This is a genomic window from Thermococcus onnurineus NA1, from assembly GCF_000018365.1.
Taxonomy (GTDB): Archaea; Methanobacteriota_B; Thermococci; order Thermococcales; family Thermococcaceae; genus Thermococcus; species Thermococcus onnurineus.
The window spans coordinates 34,369-55,608 of record NC_011529.1 but is presented as its reverse complement, the minus strand read 5'-3'; the positions used below and the strand labels follow the sequence as shown (position 1 = coordinate 55,608).

Annotated in this window: 22 protein-coding genes; 15 read left to right on the top strand and 7 right to left on the bottom strand. The window is 52.0% G+C overall.

Going from position 1 to position 21,240, the window contains the following annotated elements; translation table 11 throughout:
* Nucleotides 1–16 precede the first annotated feature (16 nt).
* The gene (locus tag TON_RS00300; RefSeq protein ID WP_012571017.1) at nucleotides 17–778 is read left to right on the top strand and encodes a hypothetical protein; all 762 of its coding nucleotides are present in this window, start codon (nucleotides 17–19) and stop codon (nucleotides 776–778) included.
* Nucleotides 779–780: 2 nt separating this feature from the next.
* On the opposite strand, the gene TON_RS00295 is transcribed toward TON_RS00300, so the two are convergent.
* On the bottom strand, nucleotides 781–1,374 hold the full coding sequence (locus TON_RS00295) for a P-loop NTPase family protein (protein WP_012571016.1): 594 nt from the start codon (nucleotides 1,372–1,374) through the stop codon (nucleotides 781–783).
* Nucleotides 1,375–1,568: 194 nt separating this feature from the next.
* Between TON_RS00295 and TON_RS00290 the strand changes: the two genes are divergently transcribed.
* The gene (locus tag TON_RS00290; protein ID WP_083757801.1) at nucleotides 1,569–2,477 is read left to right on the top strand and encodes an asparagine synthetase A; all 909 of its coding nucleotides are present in this window, start codon (nucleotides 1,569–1,571) and stop codon (nucleotides 2,475–2,477) included.
* A gap of 72 nt (nucleotides 2,478–2,549) precedes the next feature.
* On the opposite strand, the gene gltA is transcribed toward TON_RS00290, so the two are convergent.
* Nucleotides 2,550–3,974: an NADPH-dependent glutamate synthase gene (gene gltA / locus TON_RS00285; RefSeq protein WP_012571014.1), complete on the bottom strand. Its 1,425-nt coding sequence runs from the start codon at nucleotides 3,972–3,974 to the stop codon at nucleotides 2,550–2,552.
* Complete coding sequence (locus TON_RS00280; RefSeq protein WP_012571013.1) at nucleotides 3,974–4,810, bottom strand: sulfide/dihydroorotate dehydrogenase-like FAD/NAD-binding protein; 837 nt, start codon at nucleotides 4,808–4,810, stop codon at nucleotides 3,974–3,976. The genes gltA and TON_RS00280 overlap by 1 nt, the downstream gene beginning before the upstream one ends.
* Before the next feature lie 150 nt (nucleotides 4,811–4,960).
* Between TON_RS00280 and shyB the strand changes: the two genes are divergently transcribed.
* The 6 genes from shyB to TON_RS00250 are packed head-to-tail and all read left to right on the top strand — an operon-like array spanning nucleotide 4,961 to nucleotide 10,046.
* Entirely contained in the window at nucleotides 4,961–5,965 is a 1,005-nt protein-coding gene (gene shyB / locus TON_RS00275; protein WP_012571012.1) for an NAD(P)-dependent hydrogenase/sulfhydrogenase 2 subunit beta, read from the top strand.
* The gene (gene shyC, locus TON_RS00270; RefSeq protein ID WP_012571011.1) at nucleotides 5,962–6,837 is read left to right on the top strand and encodes an NAD(P)-dependent hydrogenase/sulfhydrogenase 2 subunit gamma; all 876 of its coding nucleotides are present in this window, start codon (nucleotides 5,962–5,964) and stop codon (nucleotides 6,835–6,837) included. Before shyB ends, shyC begins: the two co-directional genes overlap by 4 nt.
* The gene (gene shyD, locus TON_RS00265) at nucleotides 6,834–7,574 is read left to right on the top strand and encodes an NAD(P)-dependent hydrogenase/sulfhydrogenase 2 subunit delta (protein WP_012571010.1); all 741 of its coding nucleotides are present in this window, start codon (nucleotides 6,834–6,836) and stop codon (nucleotides 7,572–7,574) included. Before shyC ends, shyD begins: the two co-directional genes overlap by 4 nt.
* Nucleotides 7,571–8,818: an NAD(P)-dependent hydrogenase/sulfhydrogenase 2 subunit alpha gene (gene shyA, locus TON_RS00260; protein WP_012571009.1), complete on the top strand. Its 1,248-nt coding sequence runs from the start codon at nucleotides 7,571–7,573 to the stop codon at nucleotides 8,816–8,818. Before shyD ends, shyA begins: the two co-directional genes overlap by 4 nt.
* Nucleotides 8,819–8,866: 48 nt before the next feature.
* Nucleotides 8,867–9,190 (top strand): tRNA-binding protein Pbp11, encoded by a 324-nt coding sequence (pbp11, locus tag TON_RS00255; protein ID WP_012571008.1) that lies wholly within the window; start codon nucleotides 8,867–8,869, stop codon nucleotides 9,188–9,190.
* Between the two features lie 10 nt (nucleotides 9,191–9,200).
* The gene (locus TON_RS00250; RefSeq protein ID WP_012571007.1) at nucleotides 9,201–10,046 is read left to right on the top strand and encodes a TatD family hydrolase; all 846 of its coding nucleotides are present in this window, start codon (nucleotides 9,201–9,203) and stop codon (nucleotides 10,044–10,046) included.
* A gap of 9 nt (nucleotides 10,047–10,055) precedes the next feature.
* On the opposite strand, the gene TON_RS00245 is transcribed toward TON_RS00250, so the two are convergent.
* Together TON_RS00245 and rtcA are read right to left on the bottom strand one after the other, a co-directional pair.
* The gene (locus TON_RS00245) at nucleotides 10,056–10,895 is read right to left on the bottom strand and encodes a hypothetical protein (protein WP_012571006.1); all 840 of its coding nucleotides are present in this window, start codon (nucleotides 10,893–10,895) and stop codon (nucleotides 10,056–10,058) included.
* Nucleotides 10,896–10,949: 54 nt separating this feature from the next.
* On the bottom strand, nucleotides 10,950–11,972 hold the full coding sequence (gene rtcA / locus TON_RS00240; protein ID WP_012571005.1) for an RNA 3'-terminal phosphate cyclase: 1,023 nt from the start codon (nucleotides 11,970–11,972) through the stop codon (nucleotides 10,950–10,952).
* A 93-nt stretch (nucleotides 11,973–12,065) separates the two neighbouring features.
* Here rtcA and TON_RS00235 point away from each other — a divergent pair, with 93 nt between their 5' ends.
* On the top strand, nucleotides 12,066–12,656 hold the full coding sequence (locus TON_RS00235) for a hypothetical protein (RefSeq protein WP_012571004.1): 591 nt from the start codon (nucleotides 12,066–12,068) through the stop codon (nucleotides 12,654–12,656).
* On the opposite strand, the gene TON_RS00230 is transcribed toward TON_RS00235, so the two are convergent.
* Entirely contained in the window at nucleotides 12,637–13,446 is an 810-nt protein-coding gene (locus TON_RS00230) for a hypothetical protein (protein ID WP_238516324.1), read from the bottom strand. The two genes, TON_RS00235 and TON_RS00230, sit on opposite strands and share 20 nt — an antisense overlap.
* Nucleotides 13,447–13,569: 123 nt before the next feature.
* Nucleotides 13,570–14,082, bottom strand: a complete 513-nt coding sequence (locus tag TON_RS00225; protein ID WP_012571002.1) for a metallophosphoesterase — start codon at nucleotides 14,080–14,082, stop codon at nucleotides 13,570–13,572.
* Nucleotides 14,083–14,190: 108 nt separating this feature from the next.
* Here TON_RS00225 and TON_RS00220 point away from each other — a divergent pair, with 108 nt between their 5' ends.
* The 6 genes from TON_RS00220 (at nucleotide 14,191) to TON_RS00195 (ending at nucleotide 21,240) form a co-directional block, all read left to right on the top strand.
* On the top strand, nucleotides 14,191–14,685 hold the full coding sequence (locus TON_RS00220; RefSeq protein ID WP_012571001.1) for a hypothetical protein: 495 nt from the start codon (nucleotides 14,191–14,193) through the stop codon (nucleotides 14,683–14,685).
* Nucleotides 14,685–18,158 carry an LAGLIDADG family homing endonuclease gene (locus TON_RS00215; RefSeq protein WP_012571000.1) on the top strand — a complete coding sequence of 1,158 codons (3,474 nt, stop codon included), beginning with the start codon at nucleotides 14,685–14,687 and terminating at the stop codon, nucleotides 18,156–18,158. The genes TON_RS00220 and TON_RS00215 overlap by 1 nt, the downstream gene beginning before the upstream one ends.
* A 68-nt stretch (nucleotides 18,159–18,226) precedes the next feature.
* Nucleotides 18,227–18,658 carry a translation initiation factor IF-2 subunit beta gene (locus TON_RS00210; RefSeq protein WP_012570999.1) on the top strand — a complete coding sequence of 144 codons (432 nt, stop codon included), beginning with the start codon at nucleotides 18,227–18,229 and terminating at the stop codon, nucleotides 18,656–18,658.
* Between the two features lie 149 nt (nucleotides 18,659–18,807).
* Nucleotides 18,808–20,376: a carboxyl transferase domain-containing protein gene (locus TON_RS00205; protein WP_012570998.1), complete on the top strand. Its 1,569-nt coding sequence runs from the start codon at nucleotides 18,808–18,810 to the stop codon at nucleotides 20,374–20,376.
* A gap of 10 nt (nucleotides 20,377–20,386) precedes the next feature.
* On the top strand, nucleotides 20,387–20,773 hold the full coding sequence (locus TON_RS00200) for an OadG family protein (RefSeq protein ID WP_012570997.1): 387 nt from the start codon (nucleotides 20,387–20,389) through the stop codon (nucleotides 20,771–20,773).
* A gap of 2 nt (nucleotides 20,774–20,775) precedes the next feature.
* Entirely contained in the window at nucleotides 20,776–21,240 is a 465-nt protein-coding gene (locus TON_RS00195) for an acetyl-CoA carboxylase biotin carboxyl carrier protein subunit (protein ID WP_012570996.1), read from the top strand.

Genomic DNA, 21,240 nt, shown 5'->3' with positions numbered 1-21,240 from the left:
TTCTCCAGTGAAAGTAATGGCAAAGAAAATATGGATTGCACTGTGGCTTTTCATCAATCTTCTGATATTTTGGAGTGTTGGACTCTACACTAGCGGATATTCCCTCGAGGGCTACCTCCCATGGGAAAGCGCCAAGATTCAAGAGTATACCCCCATCATCCACACCTTCCCCGGAGATGAACCTTACGGAATTCTATACATGGTGGACATAAAGGGTAACATCTACTACTACATCGTATGGGAGGACGAGTATTTTCACAACACGATAATCGACAGGCTCTACCACTTCTTCCGTTCCTTGGTCTACAACGGGAACACTTACGATATAGAGGTCGTGAAGATCTACCCAGACAATAACAGTGTATACCTCCAAACCTACGAGCACACCGATGTATGGGCAACGATACAGCCCGACGGGAGCTGCCTCTGGAACGGGCAGACCATCCCAGACTGCACCGAGAAGGGAACCCACGTGAAGGTCTACGTCGTGACTTGGAACCACATGCTCTCGCTGACTCCGGAGAACGGCACCATCAGGGTTGAGAACCTCCCTATGAGACAAATGACGGTGGACGACTATGTTTCCCTCGGCATGTTCCGAAGAACCCAGAAGACTATCGGTGGTGTTACTGTAAACTCCCTCCTGATAGCAGTTCTGATAACCGTTCTGTTCAACGTGACTCTCTATGCCGGCTGGAAAAGGGGCTATCTATCCATGGAATACTACCGCAAACTGAAGGAAGAGATACACAAGGACCTTAAGAGGATAAGGAAATAACCTTAAAGAAGCGGCTCGAGCTCCACTTTTTCTCCCGACTTTTTGACAGCATATATCCTGTTGATCTTCCTGGTTCCAGTTCTGAAGTCCCTCTTGAGTTCGACCACAATATCAAACTTGCTCATGACGTCATTGCTGGCCCTTAGCCAGTGCTTGACTTCCTCGATTATATCGCCAGAGATTGTTAGCGAGGTTGCTATGAATGTGTAGTCATCAAGGAGCTCGTCCAGAATCGTGGGCACGTGGACGGTGTGGATGGTGTCTATGACGATGTAGTCCGGGTTTATGCGCTTTATTTTTTCGATAACATCCTTGGTGCGCTTCTCAAGGCTCTCGGGGTCAAATTGAGTGTCTATAACAACGATATTCGGTTTGAATGGCTTGAATTCGCTGTAGGCGGTTATTACAGCAACCTTCCTGTCATCAGGTATCAGATGGATCAGAGCCTCGACGAGTTTGGTCTTTCCAGACCTGCTTGAGCCAACGATTAAGATGTCCTTCCTCTCAAGGAGGGCATCCTTTAAAATCTCAAGCTGTTCCTCGGTTATCGTTCCGTATCTAAGGAGGTCTTCGGGAGTGAATATGTAGACGCCCATGCTTTACCACCGTATAGGGTTCTCCTTGGGGCATTATAACGCTATCGTTTACCCGCCGCCATCTTCGCCAATTAGATTGTGATTTTCTGACGTTTATTCAAAATTAACCTTTATTTTATGTCGAATTTTGCCCAAAATTCAACTTTTCTTGCACAAAGGACATAAAGGTGGAAATCACTGACAAAGAACAGGTGATGAAGATGAACGCTCTCCAAATTGTAACCCGGAAAATTGAACCAGTTATAGAAGTTCAAACGAGAGTGATTGACTATATGACAAGATACATGGTGAGCAAGGGTTTCAGGTGGATGCTCCCGGTGATGCTCAGCTCCATAACTGACCCCCTATGGCCAGACCCGGCCGCCAGTGAGGCCCTAAAGCCGCCAGAAGTCGAGGTCTACGGCGAGAGGCTAAGGCTAACTCACAGCATGATACTCCACAAGCAGATGGCGATAGCTATGGGAATTAACAGGCTCTTTATACTCTCGCCGAACATAAGGCTCGAAGGGAGAAGCGCCGACGATGGCAGACACGCCTACGAGTTTACGCAGCTTGACTTCGAGATAGCCTATGCGAGCATGGACGACGTCATGAGCCTCATAGAGGAGCTGATAAGCGGATTGTTTAAGGAAGCTAGGAACTGGGGACTGGAGAGGGAAGTGCCCAAGGTAGCGCCACCCTTCAAGCGCTTCACTCTTGAGGAAATTAAGGCCGAGTTTGGAAGCGAGGATGAGGCAAGTAAAGCCATGGACGAGCCCTTCTGGGTGATAGACATTGAAAGGGAGTTCTACGACAGGGAAGACCCAGAGAGGCCGGGCCACTTCAGGAACTACGACCTCTATCTGCCAGAGGGATACGGCGAGGTTTCAAGCGGCGGCGAGAGGGAGTGGGAGTACGAAGTAATAGTCAGAAAAATTAAGAAGGCAGGCATAAGCCTCGACGCCTTCAAACCCTACCTCGAAGTCGCCAAAGCGGGCCTCCTGAGGCCAAGCGCTGGAGCGGGCATAGGCATCGAGAGGCTCATCAGGTACCTGGTCGGGGCTGAGCACATAGCGGAGGTTCAGCCCTTCCCGAGAATTCCGGGGATTCCAGCAATCATATAATGACATGCTTTTCTTTCTTCTAATCAGTCAAAATTAACTGCACCGTGACTAGTAGAATGAAAGTAAGAGAATTCACGAACCACTTAGGTACTTGTGAATTGCCCTTGCCGCCTTTTTCCCATCCCCCATAGCCAAAATAACCGTTGCCTCTCCCCTTATTGCGTCTCCCCCAGCGAAGACCCCTGGGATGCTCGACATCAGGTTCTCATCGACCTTTATCCTGCCCTTCCCATCAATCTCGAGTCCGGGGACGGTTTCGAGAAACGTTCTGTTCGGGGTCTGACCGATGGCTATAATAGCAGTATCGAACTCCATCGTTACCGTCTCACCCGTTGGTACAGGTCTCCTCCTGCCGCTCTCATCGGGCTCGCCGAGCTCCATTTTCTCAAGCTCTATGGCTTTAAGGTTCCCATTTTCGTCGCCGATGAAACGCTTGGGCGAGACGAGAAACATGAAGTTCACACCCTCTTCCTCGGCGTGGTGGATTTCCTCCTCACGGGCAGTCATCTCTGCCTTTGTCCTGCGGTATAATATCCACACCTTTGCACCGAGTCTCAAGGCTGAACGGGCGGCATCCATGGCAGTGTTCCCACCACCGATCACTGCCACATTCTTTCCTATCTTTATGGGGGTGTCGTACTCTGGAAACGCATAGGCTTTCATGAGGTTCACCCTAGTGAGAAACTCGTTCGCCGAATAGACCCCATTGAGGTTTACCCCTGGCCACGGGTATATGCGGGGCGTTCCAGCACCCGTGCCTATGAATATCGCGTCGTACTCCTCCCTCAGCTCCTGAAAGGTCACGGTCTTGCCGACGAGCACGTTGGTTTCTATCTTAACGCCGAGCCTCCCTAGGTTCTCAAGCTCCCTCTCAACAATCACCTTTGGTAGCCTGAACTCTGGGATGCCGTAGATCAGGACTCCCCCCGGTTTATGGAGGGCTTCGAAAATCGTAACCTCATAGCCAAGCTTAGCCAGCTCTGCTGCGCATGTCAGACCCGCTGGACCAGCACCTATGACCGCAACCTTCTTGCCGTTCCTCCGTATTTCCCTCGTCCCTTCCTCTAAGAGCTGGATGTCTATGCCATTCTCGCGGGAGTAATCTGCCACAAACCTTTCGAGCTTGCCGATATTGATTTTGTCACCAACCCTGCCCATGACACAGTTCATCTCACACTGATCCTCCTGAGGACAAACCCGGCCTGTTATAGCTGGAAGTGAGTTACAGGCCCAGATGACACTTAAAGCCTCTCTAACGGCCCTATCAGGATCATCACGGTACTGGACAAGCTTAGATATGAACTCGGGAATCCTTATTCCGACTGGACAGCCCTTAACACAGGGAGCATAGTCAATTGGACAGTTAAGGCAGCGTTCGGCCTCCTTCACAGCCAATTCGAAAGTATATCCAAGGTTTACCTCCTCGAAATCCCTAACTCTCTCCCCAGGCGGTCGTTCAGGAGTCAAAATACGCCTCTTAATAATTTTTCTCGGCATCAGACCATCCTCCTCTCCCGCTTCCACTTCTCAAGGCTTATGAGCTCCAAATCTCTGTAATAGTTAAGCCTCTTCACCAGCTCGTCCCAGTCAACAAGATGGGCGTCGAATTCGGGTCCATCAACGCAAGCGAACTTTATCTCACCGCCGACAGTTACCCTACAAGCGCCACACATGCCAGTTCCATCGACCATAATTGAATTCAGGCTCGCGACGGTTCTTACGCCATGGGGCCTAGTGAGTTCCGCAACGGCCTTCATCATGACAACGGGCCCAACAGCATGCACGAGGTCAATTTTTCTACCTTCATCGAACAGCTTCGCTAGAGCGTGCGTGGTGAAGCCCTCAATACCGTAGCTCCCGTCATTGGTGGTAACGATTACCTCGTCGCTTACCTCCGCAAGTTTATCCTCCCAGAAGACGAGCTTCTTCGTCCTGAAACCTAGTATAGAAATTACATGGTTGCCAGCTTCCTTCATCGCTTTTGCAACTGGATAAATTTCAGCAACTCCAACGCCACCACCTACCATAACGACCGTACCGAAGTTATCTATGTGACTTGGCCTTCCAAGTGGCCCCAAGAGATCAAGTATGCTATCGCCATTTTCATAGGTACCGAGTTCGTAGGTGGTCTTTCCAACTTCTTGGACAACTATCGTTATAGTGCCCCCACCTGCATCGCTGTCGGCTATGGTGAGCGGTATCCTCTCGCCCTTCTCATGAAGCCTGAGAACAACAAACTGGCCGGGCTTAGCGTGTCTCGCTACCCTTGGCGCTTCGATTTCGAATAGGTTTATGCCAGGAGAAAGCTTCTCCTTGTGAACTATCCTAAACACAGTTCCCCACCTGGGTATTTTGGGGCAAGCTCCTATAAAATCCTTTTCTAATACCCAACCATCCGTTGGTAACTGTTGGTTTGAAGAACCCTTAAATCATTCTTCTACAAACTGTATATTATAGAATGCCATATAACGGAGGCGGTGTATTTGAGATATGTAAAACTATCATCTGAGAACTTTAGCTCATTTTTTGAATCTCTAAGGAATTGGGGCAAAGTCTACGCTCCCATCAAAAGAGGAAGCATTTACACATTCCAAGAAGTTCACGAGCTAGGAGAGATAGAACTCAACTATACAAGGACAATGCTACCTCCAAAAAAGTTCTTCGTGAGGCCAAGGGACGAAATTCTTCGCCTGAAGAACGGTCGCTGGGAAAATGGAACCGACGCAGAGCCGATAGTTCTCTTCGGCCTCCACTCCTGCGATATGCACGGGCTCAAGATTCTCGATAAGGTCTATCTCGACGAGCCCGCCGACCCGTACTACAAGGCGAGGCGCGAGAAAACCTTCATAGTTGGGATAAGCTGCATGCCCGACGAGTATTGCTTCTGCAAGAGTCTCGGCACGCACTTTGCCATGGACGGCTTTGACCTATTCCTGCACGAGCTTCCCGACGGATGGCTCGTCAGGATAGGAAGTGTGAGGGGACACGAGGTAGTCTGGGAGAACGGTGAGCTCTTCGAGGAGGTGACCGACGAGGACTTGAAGCACTTCAAGGAGTTCGAGGAGAGGCGCGCAAATGCGTTCCAGAAGGAGATCCCGCAGGAAGGACTCGCAGACATGCTCGATTTGGCCTACAACAGCCCGGTCTGGAAGGAGTACGCCGAGATATGCCTGGCCTGCGGCAACTGCAACATGGTCTGTCCTACCTGCCGCTGCTACGAGGTCTGCGATAACTGGATCAGCGCCTACGACGCCGTCAGAGAGAGACGCTACGACTCCTGCTTTATGGAGAACCACGGACTGGTTGCCGGAGGCCACAACTTCAGGCCAACTAGACTCGACAGATTCAGGCACAGATACTACTGCAAGAGCTACTTCGATCCCTCCTCGGGTTATAACTGCGTAGGTTGTGGAAGGTGTGACGAGTTCTGCCCGGCGAAGATAGAGCACGTCAAGGTTCTTGAGGAGGTCAGGGGGTCGCTGAGATGAGCGAGAATCCACATCAAACTTACGATGCGCGCATTCTGGAAGTGAAGGACCTAACACCCAGGGAGAAGCTCTTCACGCTCCGCTTCTTAGACCCGGAAATTGGCGAACACTTCACATTCAAGCCCGGCCAGTTCGTCATCGTCGATATACGGGGCTTCGGTGAGTTCCCCATAAGCCTCTGCTCCTCACCAACGAGAAAAGGATACATTCAGCTCTGCATCAGAAAAGCCGGAAGGATGACCAAGTTCATCCATCAGATGAAAGAGGGAGAAGTGGTGGGCATCCGCGGGCCCTACGGCAACGGCTTCCCGATGGAGAAAATGGAGGGCTCGAATCTACTCCTGGTCGCCGGTGGACTCGGTATGGCACCCCTCCGCTCGGTTCTCTGGTACGCGATAGACACCGGAAAGTACGAGCACGTCTGGCTCCTCTACGGCACCAAAGCCTACGAGGACATACTCTTCCGCGACGAGATAATCCACCTGCTGAAGCACGGCGACGCGGTTGGCTGCAGCGTAAAGCTCGCCTATGAGGTCGAAAGCCCCTCGTGCATCTACCTCGAGCGGGGCTTCTTCGACAGGGTGTGCAAGGGTGTCGTTACCGACCTCTTCCGCGGGGAGGAGTTCGACGTCGACAAGGCTTACGCCCTCATCTGTGGGCCGCCGGTTATGTACCGCTTCGTCATCAAGGAGCTCCTAGACAGGAAACTCTCGCCGGGCAGGATATACATGACCCTCGAGAGGCGCATGCGCTGCGGAATAGGCAAGTGCGGCCACTGTATAGTGGGAACGAGCACCTCCATAAAGTACGTCTGCAAGGACGGCCCCGTCTTCACATACTGGGATGCTCTCTCCACGAGGGGGTTGATATGATGGACAAGCTCAAGTTGGCCGTCTTCGAGCTTACCGACTGCGGCGGCTGTGCGCTGAATATTCTCTTCCTCTACGAGAAGCTGTTTGACCTGCTCGAGTTCTACGAGATAACGGAGTTCCACATGGCGACCAGCCTAAGCGAGGGGAGCCACTACGACGTGGCCCTCGTAACCGGAACGGTCTCAAGCCAGCGCGACCTAGCGCTCCTCAAGGAGGCAAGAAACCACTCCGACTACCTCATAGCCCTCGGAACCTGCGCAACGCACGGCTCGGTTCAGGCTAGCGTCGAGGGGAGCATAAGGGAGAAGCTGAAGAGGGTCTATGGAGATGAGGGCAACCCGATGAGGGCGCTGGACTCGAAGCCCGTCGTTGAGTACGTCGCCGTTGATTTCGCCCTCCCAGGCTGTCCCTACGACAAAAACGAGGTATATCAGGTTCTGATGGACATTGCCAAAGGCATTGAGCCGGTAAAGAAAGACTACCCCGTCTGCGTCGAGTGCAAGCTCAACGAATACGAATGTGTTCTCGTGAAGAAGGGCCTCCCCTGCCTCGGTCCAATAACCTACGGCGGCTGCAACGCTGCTTGTATACGCTCCGGGCTGGGATGCATAGGCTGTCGCGGGCCGTTGCCCGGCGAGGTGAATCCTGCAAGTGAGTACGAGATACTCAAGGATCTGGGCTACGATGATGACTACATCCTCAGGAAGTTCAAGACCTTCGCGAGGTGGGAGCCATGATAATCGAGTTGAGGGAGTTCACGAGAGTTGAAGGCAACGGCAAAGCCGAGATAGTTGTCGAGAACGGTGAAGTTAAGGACGTCAGGCTCAAAATCGTTGAAGGGCCGCGCTTCTTCGAGCTGCTGACTTTGGGAAGGCATTACTATGACGTTCCAGACTTGGAAGCGAGGATATGCGCCATATGCTACCTCTCACACAGCGTCGCCTCGGTTCTGGGCATAGAGAAGGCCTTCGGAGTTGAAGTTTCGGAGGAGATCCAGCTCCTAAGAGAGCTCGGCCTCATCGGTGAATTACTGGAGAGCCACGCACTCCACCTGTACCTGCTCGTTGCTCCAGACGTTTTCGGTTATCCTGACGCGATAAGAATGGCTACGAAGCACGGGGAGCTCGTCAAGGAGGGGCTTGCACTGAAGGCCTTCGGCAACAGTATAAGGGAACTCATTGGAGGAAGGGAGATCCACGGCATAAACGTTAAACCCGGTGGATTTGGCAGGTATCCGACGGTTGAGGAACTTGAAAACATCGAGAGGGAGAGTGGGGCCCTCCTGAGACTCGCAAGGAGAGCGGTGAGGCTATTCGCTTCGCTTGAGCCCTACGGCGAAAAGGCGGGACACTTCGTCGCGACGGACGGCTACCTATGGGGCGACAAGCTGATTTCCGATGAGGATGGCTCTTTCCACTACACCGAGAGAATAGAGGAACGCTCACTGGTTTACAGCTTCGCAAAGCAGAGCCGCTATAAGGGTGAGCCCTTCTTCGTTGGCGCACTGCCGAGGCTCCTGCTCAAAGCAGAGATGCTGACACCCACAGCGAAGAGGCTCTTCGAGGAGCACAGGGAAAAGCTCGCCACCGGTTACGTCAGCTACAACAACCTCGCTCAGGCCATAGAGCTCGTCTACGCGCTTGAAAGGGCGGGAGAGATAGCAAAGAAACTCCTCGACAAGGGCATAAAGGGTGAAAACGTTCCCGTTGAAGTCAAAGAAGGCGAGGGCATAGGGTACGTGGAAGCGCCTAGGGGTGTCCTAATACATCACTACCGCATTGACTCTGGGGGCAAAATCGCCTACTCGAACATCATAACGCCCACGGCTTTAAACCACGCTATGATGGAGGCAAGCCTGTTCAAGGAAGCGAGAAAACTCTACGGAGAGACGGACGAGACGGTACTCGTCCAGAGGCTGGAGGAAACGGTTAGAGCCTTTGATCCGTGCATTTCCTGTTCAGTGCACATCGTGAAGCTTTAGCCGGCAATCTTTTTAATTTCCCCTTTTCAATCCCTCTCGGGGGAGAGCATGGGATTCCTAAGCAGACTGTTCGGTGGGAAGAAGGAAACCGACACTGAGGAAATTCAGATAGTCTCGAGGAAGCCAGTTGGAAAGTTCCACGTTGAGAAGGTCTTCCACATCATGGGACGCGAAACCCTCGTGGGGACCGTGGAGAGAGGAGTAATCTATCCAGGCTACAAGGTTAAGGGAAAGAAAGCCGCAGTGATCTACAGGATAGAGAAAGGTAGAAAGGCTGTGGATTTTGTCGTCGACGGAGACAAGGCTGCACTCATTCTCGAGGGAATTACTAAAGCGGAAGAGGGAGATACCCTTGAAGTCTATCAGTCGTGAGGTGAGGGAAATGATAATCCTCGATGACCACTTCCACGTTGATCCTTTCAAGGGCCTGTTTCTGGAAGCTGTCAAGCAGTTCCACAGAGCTGGCGGAACCCACCTGATGGTGGTCTACAAGACGGCCCACGACTACGGCTTCCCTGGAATGAGCGCAGAGGATTTCATCAAAGCCATGGACTTCCACATTGAGCTTGTGGAGAAGATAAACAAAGAAACACCTGTAAAAGCATACGCCGTCGTCGGCGTCCATCCAGCGGAGTTCGTCTACCTTGCAGAGAAAAAGGGCCTCGAATATGCCAAGAACGAAGTGATGAAGGCCTTAGAATACGCCCAGAGGCTCTGCCTTGAGGGGAAAGCGGTAGCGATAGGCGAGATAGGCAGACCCCACTACGAGGTTCCGCCCGAGATCTGGGATGCGAGCATCGAGCTGATGAAGTACGGGATGAGCTTGGCCAAGGAAGCCGACTGCGCGGTCCAGCTCCACACGGAGAGCTTCGACGAGGCCAAGTTCCGCGAGCTGGGCGAGATAGTTGAGGAGGTCGGAATAAAGCCGTACAGGGTCGTCAAGCACTTCTCGCCGCCGCTGGTGAAGGTTGCCGAAGAAGTCGGTGTCTTCCCGAGCATAATCGCGAGCAAGAAGAACATTGCCGAGGCCATCAAGCAGGGCAACCGCTTCATGATGGAGACGGACTACATAGACGACAAACGCCGTCCCGGAGCCGTTTTAGGGCCGAAGACAGTGCCGAGGAGGACAAAGGCCTTCCTCCAGAACGGCCTGTTCACGGAGGAGGACGTTTACAAGATTCATGTAGAAAATCCAGAGAAGGTTTACGGGATGGAGATGGAGGAGTAATTATTCTCCTCATGGCTCAATAAAAAATCGCGGGATTATTTCAAGTTCATCTATATTTTCCCAAAATATTGGAATGAACGTATTCCCAGTTTTTAAGGTCAGCACCTGAGAACTAACTATATCGTGCAAATATCCCTTGTGTAGTCCATTCTTAGTAGATATTATTACAAAAGGTAGCTTGTTCTGATATGACCTTTGAATACTATGCTTATATCTTATGTACAGTTCGGATTTTATGAGCCTCCAAATAAGATAACTCATGACAACAATCATTCCGTAATATCCAAGAAGAATCTTCATCAGTTCCGGTGCGGTTATATCCTTTTTAAGAAGAACTAAGATTAACAAAGATAATTCAAACATACTAACAAAATACACCCAAAACAACCTCCGGATATTTCGTTCGGACAATTTAGATATAAAGAGTGGAAAGATTAGGCCTCCAACAATCATGAATGTTAAGAAGGCAATTATCCAGATTATGATAATCACTATCTTGATAAAAGAGAATTTAGCATAGAAATAAAGTAAGAATAAAATGGCATTTAATAAGAAAATTAATATAATATGTCGCTTCACATTATAAAAAAGTAACTTTGCCCGCTTATTTTTAGGGATAACTTCTAAATCCTGAAGAAGACAAAAAACATAATAATCATACTTTGAGATCAATCTTAAAATTCTATTTCTTGTCCTATATGGGGTGATAATATATCTCAGAAGTTTATATGCCCACGACACAAATGGGGTTATCAAAAGGAGGCCGAACTCCAACAATGGCAAATACTGATTAACTTGACTCGGATTTTGAAGCAATTCAACAACGGCCTGGTTAACTTCAGGAACCATCAAAATAGGAATTAAGGAAGATTATAAAAACTTTTTCAACATCAAATCATTAAATTACCCAACTACCCTCACCCTTCCAGGCTCTCCAACCTCCCCCTCCACTTCGAAGATCTTGCCCAAAAACTGCTCCACGACCCAGACGTTCGTCACGAGGTGGTTCGTTATCTCGGCAACTTTTATCTCGCCCCCTGCGAAGGCCAGGAATGGTACCAGCTGGTCGCCGAGGAATCTATCAACCGCGGCCCTGCTCGTCAGCTGCTCCAGAAGCTCGTCCGCCGCTTCCCTGCCCACTGCTTCGGCAGGCTTTCCACGCTTTCCAAGGGCGTCGCCGCCGAGTCTCAGAACGTCCGTCTCGGCCCATACCACTATCCCACTACCCGGCCCGAGGGAACGTGAGACTTCTTCATATATATTAATAGGAACATCGTAAAACTCACTCAATCTCTCCCTAGCGGCCTTCGCCTGCCTACTCGCCACGTGCTCCGGGAGGTTGGTAGCATGGCTGATGCCACCAAATAGCTCTATATGCCTCCACTCCAAAGCAACCAGCGGCTTTCTCTCCTCCCACGGCTCGACCCTGCCGACCACCAGTCCGCCGCCTTTGGGATAGTGTCCCCTACGCTTGATTTCAATCTCGGCCCTTAGACCCATCTTTTCCAGCGCGAAGAGGGTAACGTGCCTGAGGTAGTCCACCGGCGGCGACCAGGGGACGTCGGTTCCGCCCGTTATCTCGAAGCTCCCACCGATGAAAGCCATTGCCGGGAGCAAAGCCTGAAGGACGAGGGTTACACTGCCAGCGGTCTTTATCGGTACGCGGATGTGCCTTGGCCTAGCCCTGCCAGGGTAGAATTCGAGAACCGTTGAGCCGACCTGGGCCCCCTTAACCTTAGCGCCGCTCAGCTCCTTCAGAGCCAAGATGCCGTGCATGTGCTGGGGTCTTAAACCCGGGTTCGGCCTGTTAGCTCTGATATTGTAAATCCTGACCGGCTTTCCGGTGATTACCGAGAGGGCAACGCTCGTCCTCAGTATCTGCCCCCCTCCCTCGCCGTAGGAACCATCTATGACTATCATGCTCATGCTTTCTCACCATGACTAAATTCCCGGCTTGGGCTAAAAAGCTTCACCCAAAAGGCTTTTACAATTGAAAACCGAATTCACAACGGTGGAAGTATGGACGAGCTGGAGTTCTGCCTGAAGAGCCTGAGTTATCCCCTTGGGATGCTCCTTGAGAGGTTGGAAAGAAGAAACGGCAAAGTGGTAACTGTCTCAAAGGAAACACTCACCCTCCCGGAAATCCCCTTCGTGGTGAAGTGCTACTTAACAGCCGTAGCGCTCTTCGAGAGCCTCGACATCGTCGATAAGAAGCGCCTGAGCGACGACTACAAGGCCATCGAGAAGTTCAGGCTCAAGATACTCCACTCGAAGCTTGGGGAGGGTGTTGCCGAATACCTCACCGACCCGGGGAGATACCTCCTGATCAGCGAGCACTTGGCAATAGACTGGCTCGAGTTTGAAAGGCGGGAGGAAAAGGTTAGGCCATACCTCGAGCGGCTGAAGGAGCTCAGAAATGAAGTGAAAGAGCGTTCAGAGTTTCTCAAGAGGACAGACTTCTTAGAAGAGCTGGGCGTTGACGAGGGTCTGCTCTTAAGATATCTCGCTGAGGATGAGAAGTTCAAAGAGCTAATAAACGCCGCACTGGGCAAACACAACCCAGAGTTCAAGGCCATGGTGGTTCGTTACTTCAAAGCTCTCCGAGGTTAAGTCTCACTGCGAGCTCCAGAACATCTTTTTCGCTCAGCCCCTTCTTTTCCATCAGAGCCCTAACGAGCTTTGCGAGGGCTTCAACATTCCTAAGGTTGAGCCTCTCGGGAGGATAGCTGAGGAAGTATCGAGAATCGACATCGAAGCCAAGCCGTTGGGAAAGCTCCGCCGTGAACTCCTCAACGGTCAAGGGTGGAAGTCTTAGAACCACCGGAAAGTCGAGAGGTGCGTATTTTTTCAAATCTTTAGTCTCGACGATGAGGGGGTAATCCCTCTCTCCGCTCAGTAGTTCGACTACTCTCTCAACCGGCGGCTCCCTAAGGAGAAGTGCATTTTCCGGGAGGAACTCCGACAGCTCAACCCCACGGAGGTTCTCGACGATGGCATCTAGTCCAAGAGAAAGGGCCTCAAGCTCGTCCACAGGTCCCTTTATTTTGACCCTCCGGGATTCCTTGGTGGTAGTTTCAGAGGCTATCCTCTCGTAGAGGGTCTCGCTGACGAGGGTGAACTGATAGAGCCTCTCAATGTTCTCCAGGTAGAGGACGCCGTTCGAGAGTAGCTTAAGGCCGAGCCTCGCGAGGGCGGCGCTGAGCGAGCCTTCCGTCTTTGTCGTTATGACCTTTCTCTCCCCGACTTCCTCGTGGCCGCGGCTGACGAGGCGGTAGTCCCCGGGAAAGAGCCCCCTAGCGTTGAAAAACTCTTCCAGGGTTTTCTTCGCTATCTCCTCGCTGACCGCGTAGACCTTGATGAACTCGACGTTCTCCCATCTGTCCACGCCTATTAAGACCACCGCATCATGCCTTTCCCGGGGAACTAAAACATCTTCCATACTCATCGCCAGGCTGTTCTCCTAATTCTATCCTCCAGAGGTTCTTCAAAGGCGCTCGTCAGAGACGTTCGTTAGAGACGTTCGCTAGAGACTCATGACCCCGAGCAGTTCACCCGTTTCAATGTTCACTATTCTGACTTCCCTCTTCCTCGTGTCCAGCAGTGCAACGCTCTTAATGCCGGTAATGTAACCGCAGACCTCACCGGGATTTATCAGTATCGTCCTGCCGTCCTCCCTGATCTCATAGCGGTGCGTGTGGCCAACGACTACAACGTCGTAGAGCCTGCTCCTCGCCAGGGCCCGCACTATCCTCTCGTCCGTACCGTGGGTGACCGCTATTTTCATACCATCAGCTTCAATTTCAAGTATCTCGTCGGCTATTCCCAGCACTTCGTGGAGGCCCTTTTTTTCGCCATCGTTGTTTCCGAAGACTCCCTTAAGAGGGGCTTTGAGCTTCTTGAGTTCCCTCGCCACGAACGGCGCCACGTAGTCGCCAGCGTGAATCACCAGCTCGACGTTCTGCTCGTTGAAGAACTCCACAGCCTTCCTTACCGCCGGAAGGTTATCATGGGTGTCGCTCATTATCCCTATCAGCATGCTCCCACCGGGTTAATTTTGGGAGGCTGAGCTTATAGCCTTAACCCACCCACAGCCATAAGGTTAATAGACCCAAGGGAGTAGGCATACATTCGAGAGGGTGATGTCATGTTCACAGGGAGGGCAATAATAGCCGTTAAAATCCTCCGTCCCTTCGGAGACTGGAACGCCGGCGATATAGTGCTCATCGAGGACTGGAAAGCGAAGGAGCTGTGGGAAGCGAAGATCGTGGAGGTCATCGATGAGACAGACAAGGTTATAGGCGAGATAGACAGGGCAATAGCCGAGGAGAGGGAGAACGAGCCCCTTATGCCCCTTCCGGCCGGCCTCTACGAGAGGGCGGAGTTCTACATGTATTACCTCGAAAACTACGTCAGAATGAACGCCGGAGATAACATCGAGACTATAAACGTCAAGCTCACCAAGCTGGCCAACCTGAAGAAAAAGCTTGAGCACCTCAAAGCCATACGCTTCAAGAAGATACTCAACTCCGTCATGCTGAGGCCGAACAGCCTTGAGTTGCTCTCTAGACTCTCCCCCGAGGAGAGAAGGATATACCTGCAGCTGTCGAAGATTAGGAACGAGTGGCTGGGTGAGGGCTGATGGACAGGGAGGACATGATAGAAAGGTACGCGAGATTTCTGCGTGAGTACGTCGATGACAGCGGTAATGAGGTTTACCTAAACAAGCTTAAAGACCTGCTAACGGTTACCCCAAGGCGCTCTCTATCGATAGACTGGACTCACCTCAACTCCTTTGACCCCGAATTGGCGGAAGAACTTCTCAAAAACCCCGAAGATAGCATTTTGGCTGCCGAGGACGCCATCCAGATAGTCCTCCGCGAGCCTCCCCTTTTGAGGGAGGAGGAGTTCAAGGTTCACGCGAGGTTTTTCAACCTTCCAAGGACGCTCCTCGTTAAAGAACTCGGCAGCGAGCACATAAACAGGCTCATACAGGTTGATGGAATCATCACGCGCGTGAGCGAGGTCAAGCCATTCGTTGAGAAGGCCGTCTTCGTCTGTAAGGACTGCGGCAACGAGATGGTAAGACTGCAGAGGCCCTACGACAACATAGTCAAGCCGAGCAAGTGTGACGCCTGTGGGTCAAGAAACGTTGAGCTCGACGTCGAGAAGAGCAGGTTCATCAACTTCCAGAGCTTCCGCCTTCAGGACAGGCCCGAGAGCCTCAAGGGTGGCCAGATGCCGAGATTTATTGACGCAATCCTCCTCGACGACCTCGTTGATACCGCCCTGCCAGGCGACAGGGTTCTCGTCACGGGAATACTTCGCGTAATTCTCGAGCAGAAGGATAAGCGGCCGATATTCAAGAAGGTTCTCGAGGTCAACCACATCGAGCAGCTCAGTAAGGAGATAGAGGAACTTGAGATTACTCCTGAGGACGAGCAGAAGATAAGGGAGCTGGCAAAGAGAAAGGACATCGTTGATGCTATTGTCGATTCGATAGCCCCGGCAATCTGGGGACACAAGACCGTGAAGAAGGGCATAGCTTTGGCGCTCTTCGGTGGCGTGCAGCGGGTTCTCCCTGATGGAACTAAGCTGAGAGGAGAGAGCCACGTTCTACTGGTCGGAGATCCTGGTGTTGCGAAGTGCGTTGATTATGACACCCAGGTTGTTCTGGCCGACGGGAGCTTAGGGAAGATAGGTGAGCTTGTGGAGGGGGCAATTAGGAGAGCCAAAAAAGAGGGAACCCTCGGCAGAGTTGACGACGGCTTCTACGCTCCAATAGACCTTGAGCTTTACGCTCTAGATGCCAAGACGCTCAAAGTGAAAAAGGTGAAGGCTAACATAGCCTGGAAGAGAACCGCGCCCGAGAGAATGTTCCTCATAAGGACTGCGAGCGGAAGGGAGATAAGGGTAACACCGACTCATCCATTCTTTGTCTTTGAGAATGGGCAGTTCAAGACAAGGAAGGCTGAGGAACTAAAAGCGAGCGACTTTATAGCAGTTCCACGCATCATTCCGGTTGCTGGGAAGCCTACTAGGCTTTGGGACATTGAGATAGAAAAGCCCAAAACTGCCAAGAGCAGGCTAAAGCTTCCTGAATTTGCTGACGAGGAGTTCTGGTACGTTATCGGCCTACTAGCCGGAGAGGGCTACGCACAGAACAGAAACGGTAGCGCTACGATATTCTTTACGAACAACGACGAAAAGCTGATTCAAAAAGTCTACGAATACTTCAGAAAGCTCGACCTTAACCCAACGATTAGAAAGCCTCATAGAGGCAAATCGGCGAAAGAGGTTTACGTGAGCAGCGTTGAGTTCTTCAGATTGTTTAAACATCTTGGAATCGCGGAGAACTCTTCAAAGAAAAAAGTACCATCCCAGATATTCTCCGCAAGGTTGGAGGACATCAAGGCGTTCCTTCAGGGTTACTTTGACGCAGAGGGGACAGTTGATAGAGCCAGACCAAAAATCACAGTGGTTTCAGCATCACTGGAACTCCTGAGAGGTGTCCGGCACCTTCTTTTGAGGTTTGGAATAAAATCACAGCTGCACGCGACAAGAGGCATAGCCACAAACGGAAAGATGAAGGAGGCAAAAACGTACTACCGCCTGGTCATAACGGGCAAAGATGTCATAAAGTTCAGAGAGACCATCGGTTTTGGAGTTGAGGAGAAGGCAAAACTCCTCGCAAAGGTTACCAACGGGATAAAACTGAACACCAACGTTGATGTTGTTCCGGGCGTCTCGAAGCTGCTCAGAGAACTCCGTGAATCAGCAGGACTAAGACAAAAGGACCTAGGAATAAACCGCTCCACTTACCTGCACTATGAACGGGGGGATAGGCTGCCCAGCAGGGAAAAGCTCAAAATCGTCGTTGAAACACTGAAAGAGAAGTCGCCTGATGCCCCCAAAAAGCTCAAAGTACTTGAACTGCTTGCGGACTCCGATATCTTCTGGGACAGAGTCGTCGAGGTCAGAGAATACAAGCCAGAGCATCCGTGGGTCTACGACCTCCAGGTGCCGGAGCACCACAACTTCATAGCCAACGACATCTTCGTCCACAACAGCCAAATTCTCCGCTATGTTGCCAATTTGGCGCCGAGAGCGATTTATACGAGTGGGAAGAGCAGCTCTGCCGCCGGTTTGACAGCCGCAGCCGTCCGTGACGAATTTACAGGTTCGTGGGTTCTGGAGGCTGGTGTTCTGGTTCTCGCCGATGGCGGATTTGCCCTAATTGACGAGTTCGACAAGATGAGCGACCGTGACAGGAGCGCTATACATGAGGCACTCGAGCAGCAGACAATCAGCATTTCAAAAGCGGGTATCACAGCGACACTTAACTCCAGAACAACGGTTATAGCCGCCGCCAATCCAAAGTATGGCAGATTTAACCGCCACAAGTCCCTTCCGGAGCAGCTAGACCTCCCACCGACTCTGCTGAGCCGTTTCGACCTTATATTCCTCCTGCTGGACGAGCCGGACGAGAAGATAGACGCATCTATAGCCGAGCACATACTCAAGGTCAGGAGGGGAGAGGCCGAGGCGGTAACGCCCAAGATACCCTACGACCTGCTCAAGAAGTATATAGCCTACGCGAGGAAGAACATCCACCCGGTTTTGAGCAAAGAGGCGATGGACGAGATAAAGCGCTACTACGTCCGTATGAGGAAGGGCTTCAGAAAGAGCGGTGAGGACGAGGGAGTGCAGCCGATTCCAATTACTGCGAGGCAGCTGGAGGCACTCATACGTCTCAGCGAGGCCCATGCGAGAATGCGCCTGAGCGAGACCGTGACGAGGGAAGACGCCAGAGCGGCGATACAGATAATCGAGGAGATGATAAGAAAGATAGCGACCGACGAGGAGGGGACACTGGACGTTTCGATCCTCGAAGTCGGCAAGAGTTCCAAGAAGATAAACAAGATTGACAAGCTCATAGACATCATCAAGAGCCTTGAGAGTGAGGGTGAGTTCGGCGCACCGGAGGACAAGGTAGTGGAAGCGGCGAAGCAGGCTGGAATTGGAACGGAGAACGAAGTAAAGAAGCTCATCAACGACCTCAAGAGGGACGCGAGGATATACGAACCGAGAGCCGGCTTCTACAGGGTGCTTTGATTTTCTCGATTTTCCCCACGCCAAAAGGTTATAAACGGCTCTGCATACCTTAAGTGGAGGTGAGGAAAGTGAGCGAGAAGAAGGTTGACTTTTACGATTTCGAAGGCTTACTCGATAAGGCTTACGAGGAGCTCCCAGAGAACGTTAAGCATCACATCTCGAGGTTTGAGGTTCCCGCCGCCGTAGTCACGATAGCCGGAAACAGGACTATAATCGAGAACTTCATGGACATAGCCGAGGCCATGAACCGCGACCCGAACCATCTTCTCAAGTTCATCTTGAGAGAGGTGGCAACGGCCGGAACACTCGAGGGAAGGAGAGTTGTCCTCCAAGGACGCTTCACACCCTACCTGATAGCCAACAAGATGAAGAAGTACCTCAAGGACTACGTTATCTGCCCGGTCTGCGGCTCACCAGATACCAAGATCATCAAGAGGGGACGCTTCCACTTCCTCAAGTGCGAGGCCTGTGGTGCAGAAACTCCGATTGCACACCTCTGAATCCGTTCTACCTTTTTCTACTTCACCCCTTTTGCTGCTTTCAACATCTAAGAATTTTATCAACTCCTCAACGGGCAGTGGAGCAAAAACCCTTTTAAACTTTACAAACTACAACCACCAGACACTCTCAGCTGTTAGGGGGAGTTCTCATGAGCATGGAGGAAAAGGTTAACGAGCTGTACGAACGGAGAAAAAAGATTCTTGAGATGGGCGGCGAAAAGGCCGTCGAAAAGCAGCACGCTAAAGGCAAGCTCACAGCGCGCGAGAGGATCGAGAAGCTCCTCGACCCGGGAAGCTTCGTTGAGATCGGCATGTTCGTCAAGCACAGAGGAACGGAGTTCGGTCTCGATAAGAAGGAACTGCCCGCGGATGGTGTCATCACCGGCTATGGAACCATCGATGGAAGGCTTGTCTTCGTCTATGCCCAGGACTTCACCGTCATGGGAGGTTCCCTCGGCGAGATGCACGCTGCTAAGATAAAGCGCATAATGGAGCTCGCCCTTGAGGCGGGAGCACCTGTAATAGGCCTCAATGATTCCGGCGGTGCAAGGATTCAGGAGGGTGTGGACTCCCTCAAGGGCTACGGTGAGATCTTCAAGATGAACACAATTCTCAGCGGTGTTGTGCCACAGATCACCGCAATTATGGGTCCCTGTGCCGGAGGAGCGGTTTACAGCCCGGCGATAGGAGACTTCATCCTCATGGTGGACAACCCGTCGAGCTTCATGTTCATCACAGGCCCACAGGTCGTTAAAGCTGTCACGGGCGTCGAGGTTACACCTGTTCAGCTCGGTGGAGCCATGGTTCACGCCCAAAAGAGCGGACAGGCCCACCTCATAGGAAAGAGCGACGAAGAGGTTCTAGCGTTGATAAGACGTCTCATGAGCTACCTGCCGTCAAACAACATGGAGAAGCCGCCGCGTGTTAAGACAAGCGATTTGCCATTCAGGAAGACCGAAAGCCTGTACTCCATAGTTCCGGACGACCCGAACAAGGGCTACGACGTCAGGCAGGTCATCTACGAGATAGTTGACAGGGATGAGAACGGCAATCCGGACTTCCTGGAGATTCTGCCCTACTTCGCCCCAAACGCCGTCGTCGGCTTCGGAAGGATGAACGGCCAGACGGTTGGTATAGTCGCCAACAACCCCAACTACTTCGCGGGCGTTCTTGACATAGACAGCTCCGACAAGATAGCACGCTTTGTGAGAACCTGCGACGCCTTCAACATACCCATCGTCACGCTTGTTGACGTCCCCGGCTACCTGCCGGGCACCCAGCAGGAGTATGGTGGAATCATCAGGCACGGAGCCAAGGTCCTTTACGCCTACTCCGAGGCCACCGTCCCGATGGTGACCGTCATTCTCAGGAAGGCCTACGGTGGCGCTTACCTCGCAATGGGAAGCAAGCACCTCGGTGCCGACTTCGTCTTCGCCTGGCCGACCGCAGAGATAGCCGTTATGGGTCCTGAGGGAGCGGCCAATATCATCTTCAGGAAAGAGATTGCAGCGGCAGAGAACCCTGAGGAGGTCAGGCAGCAGAAGATACAGGAGTACAAGGACAGGTTTGCCAACCCGTACGTCGCTGCCGCGAGGGGATACATCGACGATGTCATAGACCCTGCCGAGACAAGGGCAAAGATAATCCTTGCCCTCGAGGCCATGGAGAGCAAGCGCGTCAAGCTCCCGCCGAAGAAGCACGGCAACATACCGCTGTGAGGTGTGAGACATGGTAACCATGGCCGAGTTCGTGGAGGGCCTCAACATAACCGCCCTCGGAGTGACGGTGGTCTTTGCCGTCCTCACCATTTTAGCTTTAGTCCTCTACTTCGTCGGCTGGCTCGAGAGGAGGCTCATAGATAGAGAAACTTCAGGAAAAGCCCCTATCCCGACGAAGGTCGAAGAAGTACCAAAAGTTAAGGAAGCAAAGCCGGAGATACCCCCGAGGGACCTAGCAGTTATTACCGCGGCTATTTTAGCATACACTGCCGAGAAGGCGGCCCAGCTGAGGCCCTTACCCTTCAAGAGGAAGGTTTCTGACTCTTGGCGCCTCTACGGCATCCAGACAACTATGGAAGATGTTGAGGACTTCAATTACGAGAAAGGGAAGTGGTGAAGATGGCTAAGGTTAAGGTCATCGTTGACGGTGTTGAATACGAGGTTGAGGTTGAAGAGCTTGGAATGGGCCGTTTTAAAGTCTCCTTCGAGGACAAGAGCTACGAGGTCGAGGCAAAGGGGCTCGGAATAGACCTGAGCGCAATAAGCGAGCCGGCAGCTACCCCAGCCCGCATCAGCGCTCCTGCCGTTCCGAGTGCTCCCGTTCCGGTTTCAGCGCCCGCTGCTCCGGCCCCAGCGCCAGCTCCTGTTGGTGAGGGGGTTGTGACGGCTCCCATGCCGGGTAAGATTCTTAGAATACTCGTTAAAGAAGGTGATCAAGTCAAAACCGGTCAGGGACTACTCATCCTCGAGGCAATGAAAATGGAAAACGAAATCCCAGCACCAAAAGACGGAACAATAAAGAAAATCCTCATCAAAGAAGGCCAAACCGTCGACACCGGACAACCACTAATCGAACTCGGGTGA

What these genes read in the sequence shown, in the direction of transcription:
- TON_RS00300 (WP_012571017.1), top strand. Translation starts at nt 17, where the DNA reads ATGGCAAAGAAAATATGGATTGCACTGTGGCTTTTCATCAATCTTCTG.
- TON_RS00295 (WP_012571016.1), bottom strand. Translation starts at nt 1,374, where the DNA reads ATGGGCGTCTACATATTCACTCCCGAAGACCTCCTTAGATACGGAACG.
- TON_RS00290 (WP_083757801.1), top strand. Translation starts at nt 1,569, where the DNA reads ATGAAGATGAACGCTCTCCAAATTGTAACCCGGAAAATTGAACCAGTT.
- gltA (WP_012571014.1), bottom strand. Translation starts at nt 3,974, where the DNA reads ATGCCGAGAAAAATTATTAAGAGGCGTATTTTGACTCCTGAACGACCG.
- shyC (WP_012571011.1), top strand. Translation starts at nt 5,962, where the DNA reads ATGAGCGAGAATCCACATCAAACTTACGATGCGCGCATTCTGGAAGTG.
- shyD (WP_012571010.1), top strand. Translation starts at nt 6,834, where the DNA reads ATGATGGACAAGCTCAAGTTGGCCGTCTTCGAGCTTACCGACTGCGGC.
- shyA (WP_012571009.1), top strand. Translation starts at nt 7,571, where the DNA reads ATGATAATCGAGTTGAGGGAGTTCACGAGAGTTGAAGGCAACGGCAAA.
- pbp11 (WP_012571008.1), top strand. Translation starts at nt 8,867, where the DNA reads ATGGGATTCCTAAGCAGACTGTTCGGTGGGAAGAAGGAAACCGACACT.
- TON_RS00250 (WP_012571007.1), top strand. Translation starts at nt 9,201, where the DNA reads ATGATAATCCTCGATGACCACTTCCACGTTGATCCTTTCAAGGGCCTG.
- TON_RS00245 (WP_012571006.1), bottom strand. Translation starts at nt 10,895, where the DNA reads ATGGTTCCTGAAGTTAACCAGGCCGTTGTTGAATTGCTTCAAAATCCG.
- rtcA (WP_012571005.1), bottom strand. Translation starts at nt 11,972, where the DNA reads ATGAGCATGATAGTCATAGATGGTTCCTACGGCGAGGGAGGGGGGCAG.
- TON_RS00235 (WP_012571004.1), top strand. Translation starts at nt 12,066, where the DNA reads ATGGACGAGCTGGAGTTCTGCCTGAAGAGCCTGAGTTATCCCCTTGGG.
- TON_RS00225 (WP_012571002.1), bottom strand. Translation starts at nt 14,082, where the DNA reads ATGCTGATAGGGATAATGAGCGACACCCATGATAACCTTCCGGCGGTA.
- TON_RS00220 (WP_012571001.1), top strand. Translation starts at nt 14,191, where the DNA reads ATGTTCACAGGGAGGGCAATAATAGCCGTTAAAATCCTCCGTCCCTTC.
- TON_RS00215 (WP_012571000.1), top strand. Translation starts at nt 14,685, where the DNA reads ATGGACAGGGAGGACATGATAGAAAGGTACGCGAGATTTCTGCGTGAG.
- TON_RS00205 (WP_012570998.1), top strand. Translation starts at nt 18,808, where the DNA reads ATGAGCATGGAGGAAAAGGTTAACGAGCTGTACGAACGGAGAAAAAAG.
- TON_RS00200 (WP_012570997.1), top strand. Translation starts at nt 20,387, where the DNA reads ATGGTAACCATGGCCGAGTTCGTGGAGGGCCTCAACATAACCGCCCTC.
- TON_RS00195 (WP_012570996.1), top strand. Translation starts at nt 20,776, where the DNA reads ATGGCTAAGGTTAAGGTCATCGTTGACGGTGTTGAATACGAGGTTGAG.